Below are 12,453 nucleotides of genomic sequence, written 5' to 3' on the forward strand. Positions count from 1 at the left end.
GAACTCGGGATATCGCCGGTTTCGGCCACGGCTCTAGCGTCGAGGTATGCCCGATGAGCTGACCACCACCCAGCGCAGGTTTCGCGCGGCGATGGCGAACCTTTCGACGGCTGTCAACATCGTCACCACCGACGGCGTCAGCGGCCGCGCCGGCATCACGGTGAGCGCGGTCTGCTCGGTCACCGACACGCCGCCGACCCTGCTGGTCTGCGTCAACCAGTCGAGCTACACGCACGACATCTTCCGGACCAACGGCCGGATGGCCATCAATGTCCTGGCGCCCCAGCACAAGGAACTGGCCCTGCAGTTCGCCGGTGCGACGGACGTGCCGATGCTCGACCGGTTCCGGTTCGAAGTCTGGGAGCACGACCGGTTCCGCATCCCCGTCGTCCGCGACGCGGCCGCCGTCCTCATCGGCGGGGTCGGCGCCGAGTTCACCCAGGGCACGCACACCGTGCTCTTCGTCGAGATCGAGGACGTCTTCGTGAACGAGGACGCCGGCGGGCTCGCCTACTTCCGGCGCGAATTCCACCGGATCGCGCCATGAGCGAGCGCACCACATTGATGTGTTACAACGACAACCACGGGTACGGGTGGCGCCACGTGGACCTGTTCGTGCACGACGCCGAGGGCCGCGAACTGGAGTGGGTCCACTGGCAGGTCCCGGCCGACGGTCCCGACGCCGCCGACGAGGTGACCGCGCGGGTCGAGCCCCTGTTGAGGCGTACCTCGGAGTGGCGGCACGGGGTGAGCGCCGGCGGCATGGACTACTGGGAAGCGGATGCCGCGTGGGTGGAGCGGTGAGGCTCGCGCGCCCGTGGTCGCTGCGGGAACTCGTCCGGGATCTGCGGGAGGGGCGGACCACTCCGGAGGATGCTTACCAGCGCGCACTGGGCCGGATCGCCGAGACGGACGCGGATCTGCGCGCCTGGGTCGATCGGGCGGGCTTCCTGCCGGGCGCGGGCGTGCCACTCGGGGTCAAGGACATCATCGATCTGGCAGGGGTGCCCACCCGGTGCGGTTCGGCGCTGCGCGCGGAGGCGGCTCCGGCGGCCTCGGACGCGACGATCGTGTCCGCGTGGCGCGCGGCCGGCGCCGTGCCGCTCGGAAAGACAGTCACCACCGAGTTCGCGTTCTTCGCCCCCGGCCCGACCCGCAATCCCGCGGCCCCCGGTCACACCCCGGGCGGCTCGTCGAGCGGATCGGCCGCCGCCGTCGCGTCCGGGCAGGTTCCGCTGGCGTTGGGCTCGCAAACCGCCGGATCGGTCACCCGACCGGCGTCGTACTGCGGGGTCGCCTCGCTGGTCATGAGCCATGGCCGGTATCCGGTCACCGGGGTGACGGGACTGAGCCCCAGCCTGGACAGCCACGGCGTCTTCGCGGCCACTGCCTCCGACCTCGCGATCGCCTGGTCCGCGCTGACCGGCGAACCCGTTCACGTTCGGCCGCCGCGGATCCTGGTGTGGTCGGCCGACGCGCTCGACGTCGTCGAAGCGCCGATGCGGCACGCTGTGACACAAGCGGCGAAGCGTCTGCGGGAAGCGGGGGCGGCGGTCTCGGCTTTCCTCGGCGAGCGACTAATGGCCGACCTCACCGATGCGCATCCGGTGGTGATGGCCTACGAGGCGGCCCGCGAAAGAGCCGCCGAGCTCGCCGTGGCCGAGCGGTTGAGCGCTCCCTTGGCGCATCTGCTGCGGACCGGCGCCGCGACTTCGTCCGACGAGTACGAAAGCGCCCGCGCGACCATCGCCGACGGCGCGCTTCGGCTCACCGAGGTGTTCGACTCCTACGACGTCGTGCTCGGCCCGGCCGCGCCCGGCGCGGCGCCACGAGGGCTGGACGCGACGGGGAATCCCGTGCTGAGCCGGGGCTGGCAGGCGCTCGGCCTGCCCGCCGTCGCGCTGCCCGGGTTCACCGACGCGGCGGGCCTGCCGCTCGGGCTGCAGCTGGTCGGTCGTCATGGCGGCGACGCCGCACTGCTCGGGCACGCCTGCTGGGCGGAGCGGGTGCTCGCCGGGGATTCATGATAGGGAGCACTCCATGGTCACCACCGATTCCGCATCCGGCGGCGAGACGTCGCCGGTGGTCTACATCGTCGACGACGACGAGGCCATCCGCCAATCCCTGGTGTTCCTGCTGGAGAGCGTCGGCATCCAGGCGCTCGTCTACCCGGACGGGCCGACGTTCCTGGAGGAGTTCGACCCCGACGAGCCGAGCGTCCTGATCGTCGATGTCCGGATGCCGGGGCTCAGCGGACTGCAACTGCAGGAGAAACTCGTCGCGCGCGAATTCCCGGCACCGGTGATCTTCTGCTCCGCGCACGGAGACATCCCGATGTCGGTGCGGGCGCTCCGGCTGGGCGCCGTCGACTTCCTCGAGAAGCCGTACGAGCCGCAGCGGATGCTGGAGGTCGTGCAAGCGCAGCTGGTCGTCGCGGCGGAACGTTTCTCGGCGGCCGCATGCCGCAAAGCCGTCACCGAGCGGATCGGGACTCTGACCCCGCGTGAGCGGGAGGTGCTCCGGCTGGTGATCGACGGTCTGCCCAGCCAGCTGATCGCGCGCCGGCTGGGCACCAGCGTGAAGACCGTCGATGTGCACCGGGCCCGGATCAAGGCCAAAACCGAGTCGGACAGCCTCGGCACCTTGGTGCGCGACGTCCTCCAGCACCAGGTCACCGTCTAGGCGCGATTCTCGTGTTTGAGGGCGTAACTCGCGTGATTGAAGGCGTAACTCGGAGATACGCGTCTGATCACGCGAGTTACGCCTCCAATCACGCGAGTTACGCTCTCGATCACGAACCCTCAGCGGAGCCCGGCGCCATCAGCACCGACGCCGCCGGGAAGTCCGAGGCGAAACCGCCGGGCAGCGGGGCGATGAAGACGTTCTCGGTCCGCGTGCGGGTGATGAGCCAGCGGCCGTCGTGGCGCCGGAAGGCGTTGTTGAGCCTGCTCGATCGCAGCAGGCCGGTGCCGTCGGCGTACAGCCACGGCTGCACGTGGATCCATTGCCCTTCCGCCCGGTCCCCGTCGACGTGGATCTGCTCCGACGTCAGGTAGTGGGCGTTGAGGACCAGCGCCGGATCCCGCTTCTCATCCCAGAACCGTTCGAAATGCGCCCGGATCCGGTCCTTGCCCACCGCCCGGCCGAACTGCCCGTCGTAGTGCTCGCCGACGCCCTCCCAGACGGCGTCCTCCGCGTACAGCTCGAGGATCAGTTCGATGCGGTGGTCGTCACCGGTGACGCCGTATTCCGGGCACGGCGTGTCGCAGAGGAACATGTAGCGGGCCTGGATCCGGCGGATCTCGGCTTCGGCCTCCAGCACCTCGACGCGGTGACGCAATTCGGCGAGTTCGTCCTTCATCGGCGGGTCCTCACTGGTGCGGTTTCGGGAAGGGCCAGCAGGCAGACGACGGTCAGTGCCATCCCGCCCGCGAGGTAATGGCCGACGGACGCCGAGGTGCCGGTCCATTCGATGAGCCGGTTCGCCATCGACGGCGCGAGGCCGCCGCCGAGCACCGCACCGAGCTGGTAGGCCAGCCCGGCGCCGGACTGCCGTTGCTCGGGCGTGAACAGTTCCGTCAAGTAGGTGATCAGCGGGCCGAACAGGAACCCGGTGAGGGCGAAACCGACGGCGATGGCGAGCGTCCAGGCGGCCAGCGTGCCGATCCGCGCGATCGGGAACAGCAGGAACATGTAGGCGAGCACCGCGACGGCCGACGCGAGCATCACGGGTTTGCGGCCCAGCCTGTCGGAGAGCCGGGCGCCGAGCACGACCGTGACCGCGTGGAGCGCGAGGCCGGGCAAGGTGCACCACAGCACGTCCTGGATGTCCAGGCCGAGGCCCTTCGGCGCCGGACCGGCGGCATAGGAGAGCATGAATCCGGCCAGGACGAACATGACACCGTTGAGCCCGGTGTTCGCGCCCGCCGCGAGCAGCAGTTTGCCCCAGTTGTCGCGGATGACGTTCCAGATCGGCAGTTTGACGATCTTCTTGTCCAGTTTGCTGGCCGCGAGTTCGTGGAACACGGGCGATTCCTCGAGGGCACGCCGCGCCCAGACACCGATGGCCAGGACGACCGCGCCGGCGATGAACGGGATCCGCCAGCCCCAGCTGGTGATGACGCCCTGCGGCAAGTAGAAGATCAACACGAACGCGAGGTTCGCCAGGAGCGCGCCCAGCGGTGAGCCCAGTGCGACGAACGCGCCGAACGCCGCCCGCCGCGCCGGTGGCGCGTGCTCCACGGCGAGCACCGAGGCCCCGCCCAGTTCACCGCCGCGCGAGAAGCCGTGCACCAGTCGCAACAGGACGAGCAGCAGCGGTGCGGCCACCCCGAGGGTGGCGTAGCCGGGCAGGAGTCCCATCAGGACGGTGGCCGCGCCCATGAGGTAGAAGGTGATGAGCATGGCGCGGCGGCGGCCGTAGCGGTCGCCCACCCAGCCCATCACGATCGCGCCGAGCGGTGCGACGACGTAGCCGATCGTGTAGGTCGTCAGGCTCATGAACGAGGCGAACCAGGGGTCGGTGTCGCCGGAGAAGAACACCTTGGGGAAGACCAGCGCGGAAGCGACCGTGTAGATCGAGAAGTCGAAGAACTCCAGCGAGGTTCCGGCGCCCGCGCCGATCGCGAGCCTGCGGGTCTGGGCGGAGGTGGTCTTGGATGGAGCGGTGGATGCTGTCATGCGCTCTTCCTTGAACGGTGACGGACGGTCGGCGTTGCGCCCCTCCCCGGCAACGTTCGTCCCAACGTAGGAAGCTCCACGTGCCGCGCCTAGTGGAGGAACCCGCTGCCGGACTGAAGGTTTTCCCTACCGAGCCACCGATATCGAGGAGGTCCGCGCGTGAGCGCGATCAACGATCTGCCCGCCACCACCCAGGCCCGGATGCTCGCCTCCGGCGAGTTGTCGGCGAGGGAACTGCTCGACGCCACTCTCGACCGCGTGGCGGCGCTGAACCCGGTACTGAACGCCGTCGTCAGCATCGACGAGGACAAGGCGCGGGCCGCCGCGGCGGCGGCCGACGAAGCACAGGCTGCCGGGCGGCCGCTCGGGCCCCTGCACGGGCTTCCGCTCGCCGTGAAGGATCTCCACGCGACCGCCGGGATGCGCACCACCTTCGGCTCGCCCGCGTTCGAGGACAACGTGCCCGACGCCGACGAACTCGTCGTCGCCCGGATGCGGGCGGCGGGAGCGATCGTCTTCGGCAAGACGAACGTTCCCGAGTTCGGCGCGGGTTCGCACACCTTCAACCCGGTGTTCGGCCTGACCCGCAATCCGTACGCGCCGGACCGCTCCGCGGGTGGTTCGAGCGGCGGCGCCGCGGCCGCGCTCGCGGCGGGGCTGACGTCGCTGGCCGACGGCAGCGACATGGGCGGATCGCTGCGGAATCCGGCCTCGTTCTGCAACGTCGTCGGCCATCGCCCGAGTCCGGGGCGGGTCCCGGCATGGCCTGCGAAGGATGCCTGGTTCACCCTCGGCGTCCAAGGCCCGATGGGGCGCACGGTCGCCGACGCGGCCCTTCTGCTGTCCGTACAGGCGGGCCCGGACGAGCGCGCACCGCTGTCGTTGCCCGAATCCGGCGCCGTCTTCGCGGCCGGATTGCCGACCCGGCTGGACGGCCTGCGGATCGCGGTCTCACCCGACCTGGACGGCCGGGTCCCTGTCGACGCCGAAGTCGCGGCGATCGTGGAAGCCCAGGTGGACGTCCTGCGCTGCCTCGGTGCCGAAGTCGTCTCCGGCTGTCCCGACCTGACCGGGGCCGAGGAGGTCTTCCAGACCTTCCGCGCCCTGAACTACGCGCAAGGGGTCGGTGACCTCGTCGACGGCGAACCGGACAAGGTGAAGCAGGCCATCCACTGGAATGTCGCGAAAGGACGGGCGCTCACCGGAGCGGACGTCGCCACGGCCATCCGGCTGCGCACCGAACTCTTCCACCGGGTCCGCGCCTATTTCACCACTGTGGACGCCGTCGTTCTTCCCGCCAGCCAGGCGCTTCCGTTCGACGCGGAACTGGAGTACCCGAAGACGGTGGGCGGGTCCGAAGTGGAGGATTACCTGCACTGGATGCGGGCGGCTTACCTGATCTCCGCCACGGAATGCCCGGCGACCGCCGTCCCGGCGGGCTTCACCGGCGAGGGGCTGCCGGTCGGGGTGCAGGTGGTCACGGCGCGGCACGCCGACCTGCGCGCGCTCGGGATCGCGCACGCGCTGGAGAAGGCGAACGGGCACACCGCTCGCCGTCCGTCGATCCCGCCGACGTGACCGGCGTCATGGTGGTGCCAGCACCACCACGAGTCTTCCCTCACGCGGGATCGATCCGAGCCCTGCCCGGCCGTAGGTTTCATCGAGAGAGATCACCACCGGTTAAGGGGAAATGATGAATTCAGGGGGCACACGCGCCTTGGCGCTGGAATCCGTGAGCAAGGTCTACGGATCCGGTGACGGCGCGGTCACGGCCTTGAACGGGGTGACCGTCGAGGTGCGCAAGGGCTCGTTCACCGCGGTGATGGGACCGTCGGGATCGGGCAAGAGCACCTTCCTGCACTGCGCCGCGGGACTGGACAAGCCGAGTTCCGGCCGGGTGCTGCTGGGGGACACGGAGCTGAACAGGCTGCGTGAGAAAGCGCTCACCGAGCTGCGGAGGACCCGGATCGGGTTCATCTTCCAGGCCTACAACCTGTTGCCGTCGTTGAACGTGCTGCAGAACATCACGCTGCCGATGCGGCTGGCCGGGAAGAAGCCGGATCCGCAGTGGCTGCGCGAGATCGTCGAAGGAGTCGGGATCGCGAAGCGGCTCGAACACCGCCCGTCGGAGCTCTCCGGCGGCCAGCAGCAGCGGGTCGCGATCGCCCGCGCGCTGATCACCCGGCCCGAGGTCGTCCTCGCGGACGAACCGACCGGGGCACTGGACACGCGCACCGCGCGCCAGGTCCTCGACCTGCTCCGCTCCATTGTGGACAGCATGGGCCAGACCGTGCTGATGGTCACCCACGATCCGGTCGCGGCGTCGGCCGCGCACGGCGTGCTGTTCCTCGCCGACGGCAAGCTGGCGGGCCACCTCCCGCAGCCGACCCCGGAACGGGTCGCCGAGCGCATGACCCACCTCGGGGAGTGGTGACGTCATGTGGGATTTGGCTTGGCAGACGATCAAGACCCGCTTGAGTGGTTTCGTCGGCGCGTTCGTCGCGATCCTCTGCGGGACGGCGCTGGTCGCCGGTTGCGGCATCCTGATGGAATCCGGCTTGCGCGCGGGTGTCCCGACACAGCGGTACGCGGACGCGGCGGTCGTCGTCGGCGGCCAGCAGAAGGTCGACCCGCCTGGCGCCGGTCCGCTCGAGACCCAGCAGGTCGCCGAGCAGGCTTCGGTGCCGGTGAGCCTCGCCGGGGCGATCTCCGCGGTGCCGGGGGTCCGCGGCGTGGTGGCTGAGCAGAGCTTCCCGGCGACCGTGGTGACGGCCGACGGCCGGACGCTGAACGGTCCCGAAGGCGGCCAGTCGCTGGGCCACAACTGGGACGCCGCGGCGCTGGCGCCGTTTTCGCTGCGTGACGGCCGGGCGCCCGCGGGCGCCGACGAGGTCGTCCTGGACGCGGACCTGGCGTCGCGGAGCGGGGTGTCGGCCGGTCAGCGGGTGAAGATCGCCGTCCGCTCGGCGCCGGTGGAGTTCCGGGTCTCCGGTATCGCCGCCCCGAAGTCGGGCGACGGCCTCGCCCGGCAATCCGCGGTGTTCTTCTCGCCGGAGAAGGCCGCCGAACTCGCCGGGACACCCGGACAGGCGCACGCGATCGGTGTACTGGCGGACCCGGGTGTCACGCCGGGCGACCTCGCCGACCGGATCCGCGACACGATCGGTACCGACAAGGTGACGGTGACGACGGGGGTCGAGCGCAGCACGGTCGAGTTCCTCGACGTCAGCCAGACGCGGATGCTGCTGATGGCGCTGGCCGGCTCGTTCGGCGGCTTCGCGCTTCTCATCGCGGTGTTCGTCGTGGCCAGCACGCTGGCGCTGGTCATCAACCAGCGTCGCCGGGAGTTCGCGTTGCTGCGGGCGATCGCGGCGACCCCCCAGCAGATCCGCAAGCTCATCGGCGCCGAGACGATGATCGTCGCGATGGTCGCCGGGGTGCTGGGCAGCGGCCTCGGTGTGGCCGTCGGATTCGGGCTGCGGAACGCGTTCGGGGCCATCGGCGTGATCCCGCCGGACTTCGAACTGGCGATCAGCCCGATCCCGCTCGTCGCCGCACTGGCGCTCGGCCTCGGCACGGCGCGCCTGGCCGCCTGGTCGGCGTCGCGGCGCCCGTCGTCGATCCGCCCGGTGGAGGCGCTCGGCGAGGCCGCGGTGGAGCGGCGCGAACTCGGGCGCGTCCGTGTCCTCATCGGCTGTGCGCTGGTGGTGGCCGGTCTCGGCGGATCGATGGTCCCGATCTTCCTCAGCGGCGACGCGGGTCTCGCGGCTTCGGGGAGTTCGTCACTGATCATCGTGATCGGGCTGGCCGTGCTCGGCCCGAAGGTGGTCGCGGTGATGACGCGGCTGATCGCGCCGGTGCTCAACCGGACGTCGCGGATCAGCGGCTACCTGGCCGCGGCGAACAACCAGGCCAACGCGCGGCGCCTCGCCGCTGCGGTCACCCCGGTGATGCTGGCGGTCTCGTTCGCGTTGACGATGTTCTACAGCCAGACCTCCGGGGCCGCCGCGCGCCAGGAGGAGACCGTCGCATCGACCACCGCGGACCACGTGCTCGCCAGTGGCACGGGCGGGCTCTCGCCGGAGGTCGCCGAGGCGGCGCGGCGGATCCCCGGCGTCGCGGCCGCGACCCCGGTCGTCCGCACCGAGGTGATCAACACGGTGCAGGAACAGGACAGCCTGCGCGTCGAGCGGTACGCGGCGCAAGGACTGGACGGCGCGCAGATCCGCGGGAACCTCGAGCTGGGCGTGGTGTCGGGCAAGATCACCGACCTGACCGGGAACACCGTCGCCATGAGCGAATCGGAAGCAGGCTGGTACGAGAAGAAGATCGGCGACGAGGTCGAGTTCTACTTCGGTGACGGCGCTCCGGCCAAACTGCGGCTGGTCGCCACCTACACCCGCGACCAGGCTTTCGGCCGCTACGTGCTGCCCGCGGACCTCGCCAGGGCGCACACCGGCGATCGGCTGGACGACGCGGTGCTGGTGCGGCAGCAGCCCGACGCGGACGCCGCCACCGTGACCGCCGCGCTGAACGATCTCGCGACCCGCTACCCGGGGCTCGCCGTGACACCGGGGTCGGCGGTGGCCGCGCCCGCCGGCGGGCAGCAGCAGGCCCAGTTCTACGTGAACCTGGTCGCGGTCGGCGTGATCCTCGGCTACGTCGTGATCTCCGTGGCGAACACCCTGGTGATGAGCACGGCACAGCGTTCCCGGGAGTTCGCGCTCCTGCGCCTGATCGGCACGACGAAACGCCAGGTCGTGCGGATGATGCGCTTCGAAGCGCTGACGACGGTCGGTGTCGCGGCGCTGCTGGGGACCGTGGTGGCGGGGGTTCCGCTGGTACTGCTGAACCTCGGCCTGCGCGGCACGCCGCTGCCGTCCGGCACGATCACCGTCTTCGGCGGGGTCATCGCCGGGGCGATCCTGCTCGGCGTCCTGTCGCTCGGTCTCGCCACCCGCGTGGCCCTGCGGTCGAAGCCGATCGAAGCGATCGGCCTCCGCGAGTAGCGCGTTCCCCGTCGTCCGGTCAGCCCTCCGCGGCGGGCCGGACGGCGGGGATCTTCCCGCCGCGGAAGGCGTCCACGAACAACCGGTGGTCGTTCCGTGACTGTTCGGCGTAGGCCATCCCGAACTCGGTCAGCGTGCGGACGAACTCCTCCTCGCGGTCGCCGATCACCGCGGCGATGGCCGCTTCGCTCTGGAAATCGACGAGGGTCTGCTCGGAGTCCGAATCGGACACACAGTGCATCTTCGCGGTGGCCCGGCCGAGGTAGTCGAGGACCGGCCCCATCTCGGACGGCTCGGTCAGATCCGACCAGTCCAGGTCGTCGACGTAAGGCGAGAGCTCCGAGACGACGAACCCGGTCCCGTCGATCTCCGTGTACCCCAGCCAGGGATCCGCGTGCGCCTGCAACGCGCGCTGGGAGACGGCGGTCCGGTGCCCTTCGTTGGTGAAGTAGCCGCGGATGCTCTCTTCGGACACGATGCGGCTCGGCGCGGCGACGTTCCCCTGCTTCATGGAGAGGACGACGTCGTTCTCGAGTGCCTGGGTACGGCCTTCGACGAGGATGTTGTACGCGGGCAGCCCGGCGGAGCCGATGCCGAATCCGGTCCGGCCGACGATGTCCTTGACCCGGTAGGTGATGCTGCCGAACCGCTTGTTCTCCGGAATGGTGTCCAAATAGGACTCGAAGGCCTTGGTCGCGATCTCGTGCTCGGCCTTCTCGAGGACCCGGACACCGGGCCCGTGCCGGAACCGGCGGTCGTAGTCCTCCACAGTGGTCAGTTCGTCGAGCAGGTCGATCCGGGTCTTGAGCCGGGCTCGCAGGAGGACCTGGTGCAGGACGCCCTCGGTGCTGTCCAGCTGGAGGCGGACGAGTTCATCACCGGGTCGCTCGGCGTACTCGCGGACCTGTTTGACGTAGGCGCGGAGGTAGGTGCCGATCAGCGTCTCGATGTCGTCGTCCGAAATCGCCTTGCTCCACGCCAGCAGCGCGACACTGGCGGCGAGTCGTTTGAGGTCCCAGGTGAAGCAGCCGAGATACGCCTCGTCGAAGTCGTTGACGTCGAACACCAGCGTCCCCGAAGAATCCATGTAGCTGCCGAAGTTCTCGGCGTGCAGGTCGCCCTGGATCCACACGCGGCTGGTTTCGGCGTTCGCCCACGGATCGTCCTCGTGCGCCATGTCCGCGTAGAAGAGGCACGCCGAGCCCCGATAGAAGGCGAACGGGGCGGCGGCCATCTTGCGGAACTTGCGGCGGAACGCGTCGGCGTCCGCGCGCATGAGGTCCTCGAAGGCCTCCACCAGCACTTCGACGATCCGCGTCTGACGTTCGTGCTCGCCCTGCTCGCGGATCAGTCCGACCACACCTGTCATCACGACCTCCCGACGTCGTTCACGGTGCCACAGGTCGGTTCGCCGGGCAGGTCAGATCTTCCGGAAACGCGCGTCCAGCAGCGCGAAGGCGCCGAACGCGGCGATTCCCGCCGCGAGTGTGAGGAGCATCGGAACGCCGTAGGGCTGAGCGGCGAGCGTCTTCAGGGCCACGTCGAGTCCGCTCGCCTTGGCGGGGTCGAAGGTGACCGCGGCGACGACCGTCAGCACACCGATGGTGCCGTACGCGGCGGAGAGCGCGATCCAGCCGATCTGCCCGAGCCGGATCGTCGTGGTGCGGGTCGGCCCGGACGCGCCGCCGAAGTCGAGTTCCCGCACGAAGGTCTTCCGGAAGCCGCGCTGGGCGAGGAACACCGCCACCGCGACGACGGCGATCCCGGCGGTCGTGACCAGGGCCTGGCCGTAGGACTCCGCGAGGATCCCGGCGACGAGCGAGCCTTGCCCGTCGTCGGCGCCCGCGACGGCGGTCTTCACCGCGCTGTAGGACACGAGGCCGTACAGCACGACCTCGATGGCGCTGACTATCCGGCGCACGGTCCGCCGCCGCGCCTTGACGTGCCGGTGCCCGGTGATCGCCTCGCTGAGCTGCCACAACGCCAGGACGCCGAGACCGGCCGCGATCAGCCACAGCAGCCACGCGCCGCCCTCGGCGACCACCATCTGCAGCGCTCCCGCCTTGTCCGCCTTCGCCTTGTCGCCGAGCGCGACCTGAGCCGCGAGCCAGGCGACGAGCAGGTGCACGACCGCGTAGCAGATGAGCCCGCCTCGGGCGATCAGGTCGAACGTCTTGCTCTCGCGCATCGGCCGATCCTTGTCGAGTGGGCGTCCGTCCACCAGACCCGGCCGGAGGAACCTGTCGGGCAGGTCACTCTTGATCTCCACCGAGGTCGAGGGTGAAGGCTCGGGTTCACCATCTGCTTCGAGGAGTGAACATGAGTGAGGACAAGGGCTTCTACTCGATCATCGAGTACGCGGTCGACGGGCCGGAGACCCAGGCGGCGTTGGTCGAGGCCTTCGCGGAGATCCAGGAGCGCTGGGTCCGGTTCTACCCGGGGTACGTCTCGGCCCGCTTCCACGCGAGCGTGGACGGTACGCGTGTCGTCAACGTCGTCAGCTGGGCGAGCGAGGCGGACTACCGGCATTTCGAGGAGACGTCGGACGCCGCAGGACGGCTCGCGGCCATCCAAGCCGCGCTCGACGGCCTGCCCGGTGAAGTCGAGTCGCTGGTGAGCGCGAATCCCCGCTACCGCGTCGTCCGGGAGACCGGCCCCGGCCCGCGGACCGGTGACTGACCCAGGGCCGAAGGTCCCGATCCGAAAAGGACCACGGCCACTCACGGTGCCGGCTGCCGCCCGACAGACTGGGAGGACACCTTCC

The 12,453-nt window shown here is 70.0% G+C and carries 12 protein-coding genes; 8 read left to right on the forward strand and 4 right to left on the reverse strand.

The features are described from left to right. Nucleotides 1-46 precede the first annotated feature (46 nt). Genes CVV72_RS07175 through CVV72_RS07190 form a run of 4 tightly spaced genes read left to right on the forward strand, consistent with a single transcriptional unit; the run spans nucleotide 47 to nucleotide 2,682 of the window. Nucleotides 47-547: a flavin reductase gene (locus CVV72_RS07175; protein WP_219151623.1), complete on the forward strand. Its 501-nt coding sequence runs from the start codon at nucleotides 47-49 to the stop codon at nucleotides 545-547. Beyond that, the gene (locus CVV72_RS07180) at nucleotides 544-804 is read left to right on the forward strand and encodes a hypothetical protein (protein WP_219151624.1); all 261 of its coding nucleotides are present in this window, start codon (nucleotides 544-546) and stop codon (nucleotides 802-804) included. The genes CVV72_RS07175 and CVV72_RS07180 overlap by 4 nt, the downstream gene beginning before the upstream one ends. Further along, nucleotides 801-2,027: an amidase gene (locus CVV72_RS07185; protein WP_219151625.1), complete on the forward strand. Its 1,227-nt coding sequence runs from the start codon at nucleotides 801-803 to the stop codon at nucleotides 2,025-2,027. The genes CVV72_RS07180 and CVV72_RS07185 overlap by 4 nt, the downstream gene beginning before the upstream one ends. A gap of 13 nt (nucleotides 2,028-2,040) precedes the next feature. Next, nucleotides 2,041-2,682: a response regulator transcription factor gene (locus CVV72_RS07190; protein ID WP_219151626.1), complete on the forward strand. Its 642-nt coding sequence runs from the start codon at nucleotides 2,041-2,043 to the stop codon at nucleotides 2,680-2,682. 109 nt (nucleotides 2,683-2,791) lie between these two features. On the opposite strand, the gene CVV72_RS07195 is transcribed toward CVV72_RS07190, so the two are convergent. Both CVV72_RS07195 and CVV72_RS07200 read right to left on the reverse strand, forming a co-directional pair. Further along, nucleotides 2,792-3,361, reverse strand: a complete 570-nt coding sequence (locus CVV72_RS07195; protein ID WP_219151627.1) for a nuclear transport factor 2 family protein — start codon at nucleotides 3,359-3,361, stop codon at nucleotides 2,792-2,794. Next, on the reverse strand, nucleotides 3,358-4,680 hold the full coding sequence (locus tag CVV72_RS07200) for an MFS transporter (protein WP_219151628.1): 1,323 nt from the start codon (nucleotides 4,678-4,680) through the stop codon (nucleotides 3,358-3,360). Before CVV72_RS07200 ends, CVV72_RS07195 begins: the two co-directional genes overlap by 4 nt. A 159-nt stretch (nucleotides 4,681-4,839) precedes the next feature. Here CVV72_RS07200 and CVV72_RS07205 point away from each other — a divergent pair, with 159 nt between their 5' ends. The 3 genes from CVV72_RS07205 (at nucleotide 4,840) to CVV72_RS07215 (ending at nucleotide 9,689) form a co-directional block, all read left to right on the forward strand. After that, nucleotides 4,840-6,258 (forward strand): amidase, encoded by a 1,419-nt coding sequence (locus tag CVV72_RS07205; RefSeq protein WP_219151629.1) that lies wholly within the window; start codon nucleotides 4,840-4,842, stop codon nucleotides 6,256-6,258. A gap of 115 nt (nucleotides 6,259-6,373) precedes the next feature. Next, entirely contained in the window at nucleotides 6,374-7,114 is a 741-nt protein-coding gene (locus tag CVV72_RS07210; RefSeq protein ID WP_034319075.1) for an ABC transporter ATP-binding protein, read from the forward strand. A 4-nt stretch (nucleotides 7,115-7,118) separates the two neighbouring features. Next, nucleotides 7,119-9,689 carry an FtsX-like permease family protein gene (locus tag CVV72_RS07215; protein WP_219151630.1) on the forward strand — a complete coding sequence of 857 codons (2,571 nt, stop codon included), beginning with the start codon at nucleotides 7,119-7,121 and terminating at the stop codon, nucleotides 9,687-9,689. Between the two features lie 19 nt (nucleotides 9,690-9,708). Here the strand turns inward: CVV72_RS07215 and CVV72_RS07220 are convergent, their stop codons facing one another. Beyond that, nucleotides 9,709-11,058: a DUF2252 domain-containing protein gene (locus CVV72_RS07220; protein WP_219151631.1), complete on the reverse strand. Its 1,350-nt coding sequence runs from the start codon at nucleotides 11,056-11,058 to the stop codon at nucleotides 9,709-9,711. A 51-nt stretch (nucleotides 11,059-11,109) separates the two neighbouring features. Beyond that, the gene (locus tag CVV72_RS07225; protein ID WP_219151632.1) at nucleotides 11,110-11,958 is read right to left on the reverse strand and encodes a DUF1206 domain-containing protein; all 849 of its coding nucleotides are present in this window, start codon (nucleotides 11,956-11,958) and stop codon (nucleotides 11,110-11,112) included. Nucleotides 11,959-12,008: 50 nt separating this feature from the next. Here CVV72_RS07225 and CVV72_RS07230 point away from each other — a divergent pair, with 50 nt between their 5' ends. Beyond that, nucleotides 12,009-12,368, forward strand: a complete 360-nt coding sequence (locus tag CVV72_RS07230) for an antibiotic biosynthesis monooxygenase (protein ID WP_219151633.1) — start codon at nucleotides 12,009-12,011, stop codon at nucleotides 12,366-12,368. The last annotated feature ends 85 nt before the right edge of the window (nucleotides 12,369-12,453 follow it).

The organism is Amycolatopsis sp. TNS106, from assembly GCF_019330265.1.
In the GTDB taxonomy this organism is placed as follows: Bacteria; Actinomycetota; Actinomycetes; order Mycobacteriales; family Pseudonocardiaceae; genus Amycolatopsis; species Amycolatopsis lurida.

What these genes read in the sequence shown, in the direction of transcription:
- CVV72_RS07175 (WP_219151623.1), top strand. Translation starts at nt 47, where the DNA reads ATGCCCGATGAGCTGACCACCACCCAGCGCAGGTTTCGCGCGGCGATG.
- CVV72_RS07180 (WP_219151624.1), top strand. Translation starts at nt 544, where the DNA reads ATGAGCGAGCGCACCACATTGATGTGTTACAACGACAACCACGGGTAC.
- CVV72_RS07190 (WP_219151626.1), top strand. Translation starts at nt 2,041, where the DNA reads ATGGTCACCACCGATTCCGCATCCGGCGGCGAGACGTCGCCGGTGGTC.
- CVV72_RS07195 (WP_219151627.1), bottom strand. Translation starts at nt 3,361, where the DNA reads ATGAAGGACGAACTCGCCGAATTGCGTCACCGCGTCGAGGTGCTGGAG.
- CVV72_RS07200 (WP_219151628.1), bottom strand. Translation starts at nt 4,680, where the DNA reads ATGACAGCATCCACCGCTCCATCCAAGACCACCTCCGCCCAGACCCGC.
- CVV72_RS07210 (WP_034319075.1), top strand. Translation starts at nt 6,374, where the DNA reads ATGAATTCAGGGGGCACACGCGCCTTGGCGCTGGAATCCGTGAGCAAG.
- CVV72_RS07215 (WP_219151630.1), top strand. Translation starts at nt 7,119, where the DNA reads ATGTGGGATTTGGCTTGGCAGACGATCAAGACCCGCTTGAGTGGTTTC.
- CVV72_RS07220 (WP_219151631.1), bottom strand. Translation starts at nt 11,058, where the DNA reads ATGACAGGTGTGGTCGGACTGATCCGCGAGCAGGGCGAGCACGAACGT.
- CVV72_RS07230 (WP_219151633.1), top strand. Translation starts at nt 12,009, where the DNA reads ATGAGTGAGGACAAGGGCTTCTACTCGATCATCGAGTACGCGGTCGAC.